We start from the raw sequence: 2,899 nt of genomic DNA on the forward strand, positions 1-2,899 counted from the left end.
GCATAGCCGCGTGCGTACGGCCGTACCGCACGGGTCGCGCACGTACGGCCGTACCGCTCATTCGCGTGTGTACGGCCGTACCCTGCGGGCGCCCCCGCTCGCTACTCTCTCGCCCCCGCGACCCCGACCCGGTCCTCCGTACCCGCCTCGGCCGCCTGGGCCGCCGGAGCCGTACGGGCCGGCGCGTGGGTCATGGGAGCCGCGCGCAGCGCCTGCTCCTTGGAGTACGCGCGCAGATAGCCGACCACCGTGTTCGTCACCGCCACCAGCGGCACCGCGACCACCGCGCCGCCGATGCCCGCGATCAGCGAGCCCGTCGCGACGGAGAGGACCACGGCCAGCGGGTGGACCCGCACCGCGCGGCCCAGGATGAAGGGCTGGAGGACATGGCCCTCGATCTGCTGCACGGCGAGGACCACCACGAGCACCATCGCCGCCGTGAACACCCCGTGCGTCACCAGTCCCACGATCACCGCGAGCGCGCCGGAGACGACCGCGCCCACCATCGGGATGAAGGCGAACAGGAAGATGAACACGGCCAGCGGCACCGCCATCGGCACGTCGAGGAAGTAGATCCCGATGCCGATGGCTATCGCGTCGATCAGCGCGACTATCACCGTGCCGCGCACATAGGCGGTGAGCGTCGCCCACGCGCGCGGGCCCGCGCCCGCGACGCCCTCACGGGCGGCGCCCGGCAGCAGCTTGAGCAGCCAGCCCCAGATCTTCGGCCCGTCGTAGAGCAGGAAGAGGGTGGAGAACATCGTCAGCAGGATGCCGGTGAACATCTGGATGACGACCTGGACGCCTTCGAGCCCGGCCGAGGTGATGTCCTTGGTGTTGGTGCCGATGGCCTTGCTCAGGTTGTCGGCGATGTTGTTGATCTGATCCTCGGTGACATGGAACGGGCTGTTGAGCAGCGAGTGCTTCAGATCCGTGATGCCGTGCTGCACCTTGGACGTCAGGTCGTCGATGTGCTCCGTCACCTGCCAGATGACGAACCAGGTGACGAGCCCCATGATGACGAAGCCGCCGATGAAGACGGCGGCGGTGGCGAGGCCGCGCGGCACGCCGCGCCGCTTCAGCCGCGCCACGGTCGGCTGGAGCATCGCGGTGATGAGCAGCCCGGCGACGAACGAGAGCACCACAAGCTGCACATCGCTGATGACCTTCATCAGCACCCACACCGCGCCCGCCAGCACCAGCAGCCGCCAGCCGACCTCGGCGGCCACCCGCATGCCCCAGGGGACGGCGGCGACCGGGTCCGGCCGGGGCGCCACCGCCGGGGCGTAGGCGGGCGGCGGGGGGACGTGTTCCGGTTCGTGCGGTTCGGCGTCGCCGTGCGGCGCGGCGTCGTCCGGGGCCGACCGGTCCCGGTCCTTCGACCACGCGAGGCCGCGTTTCGGCCGGGTCTCGTCGTCGGGTTCGCGGGACGGCTCGGCGGACGCGCCCGTACGGTCCGGCGCCGCGCCCTCCTCGGCCGGCGCGGAACCCGCGTGTTCACTCCCGTACGCGCGCTCGGCCCCGTACCCGGAGCCCTCCCGGTCGGGCGGACCCGGCTCGGCGTCCTCGGACGCCTCCCTGCGCTGCTGGTCCAACCGCTCGGCGAGCCGCGACAGACCGGCCCCCAAGCCGCCGACCCACTCTGGCAATCTGGACATTCTCTTCCTCTACCCCATCCCCGCGGCCATACGGGTCGACGTTACCCGTGACCTGGCCTCGGACACGGCAGGTGTCGCCCCTTAAGACACACATAAGCCCCCGACCGGTTGAGGTCGGGGGCGAAGTGATGGTGAGCGGAAGACCCTAGTAGTTGCCGTGGGCCTGCCAGTACGACCATGCGCCGCAGGGGCTGCCGAACTTGCCGTTCATGTAGCTCAGGCCCCACTTGATCTGCGTGGCCGGGTTGGTCTGCCAGTCGGCGCCCGCGGAGGCCATCTTGCCGGCGGGCAGCGCCTGCATGAGCCCGTACGCGCCGGAGGAGGGATTCGTCGCCTTGTAGTTCCAGGTGCTCTCGTTGTTCACGATGTTGCTGAAGCACTGGAACTGGTCGCCCGGCACGATCTGCTGGGCCATCGCCTTGATCTCGGAGATGGAGTAGGAGCTCTTGGCGGAGAGGTCGGCGAGGCCGTCGTGCTCGCCGGAGCGGCTGGCCTCCTTCTCCTTCTCCTCGTGCTCCTTCTTCGCCTTCTCCTCGGCGTCCTTCTTCGCCTTCGCGTCCGCGGCGTCCTTCTTGGCCTGCGCGTCCTTGGCCGCCTGCTTGCGGGCGGACTCCTCGACGGCCTTCTTGGCGTCGGAGGCAGCGGCCGCGGACTGGGTGTCCGCCTGCTGCGTCAGCGAAGCGGTCTGCGCCTGGACGCTCTGACCTGTGGGGATGTCCGCGAGGATGGTCGAATCGGCGGCGGTGGCCTCGACCGTGCCGGCCGTGCCCTGCTCACTGCCCGAGGCGACACCGACGACGGCGCCGACTGTGGTGACCGCGGTGGCGGACGCCACGGCGAATCCCCGGACCGAAATCCGGCTCACACGGTTTCCTTCCAGCATCGCCCGCATAGGTGACCGTGCGGACGCAATCGTGCCCCTGACGCTGGCCTCCGATTGGTCCCGGCCCCCGAAGAGCGGTGGGGCCGGCTGGTCACAGGAGGCACGGGCCCGGTGGGCCCTCCGGTGAAGGAGGTCCGCGTGGTGCTCGGGCGGCATACGGCGACGCTGTTCAGTTCTTGTGGGGTGACACCGCTGGGGGTGCCCGTGTGCCGTATGCGGGGCCTGACAGGACTGAGACTCTGCCGGAACTCAACGCTCCTAGGCAATTCCCGGTTGCGTGGGAAAGCTCACACCCCGTTTGCCGAGTCTGTTTGACGGAAAGGGCAGCGCAGCACGACGCCGCGCGGCTAAGCTCCTG

2 protein-coding genes are annotated in these 2,899 nt (G+C 70.0%); both read right to left on the bottom strand.

Features of this window, described 5'->3' with window-relative positions:
• Nucleotides 1-101: 101 nt before the first annotated feature.
• Nucleotides 102-1,658: an AI-2E family transporter gene (locus ACFU99_RS39640; RefSeq protein ID WP_384402383.1), complete on the bottom strand. Its 1,557-nt coding sequence runs from the start codon at nucleotides 1,656-1,658 to the stop codon at nucleotides 102-104.
• A gap of 145 nt (nucleotides 1,659-1,803) precedes the next feature.
• A complete protein-coding gene (locus tag ACFU99_RS39645; protein ID WP_384402386.1) occupies nucleotides 1,804-2,541 on the bottom strand; it encodes a transglycosylase SLT domain-containing protein in 738 nt (245 codons plus the stop codon).
• Between the last annotated feature and the right edge of the window lie 358 nt (nucleotides 2,542-2,899).

Source organism: Streptomyces sp. NPDC057654, from assembly GCF_042800135.1.
In the GTDB taxonomy this organism is placed as follows: domain Bacteria; phylum Actinomycetota; class Actinomycetes; order Streptomycetales; family Streptomycetaceae; genus Streptomyces.

Bases quoted from the DNA above. Each gene is read 5' to 3' on its own strand.
- ACFU99_RS39640 (WP_384402383.1), bottom strand. From the start codon at position 1,658: ATGTCCAGATTGCCAGAGTGGGTCGGCGGCTTGGGGGCCGGTCTGTCG.
- ACFU99_RS39645 (WP_384402386.1), bottom strand. From the start codon at position 2,541: ATGCTGGAAGGAAACCGTGTGAGCCGGATTTCGGTCCGGGGATTCGCC.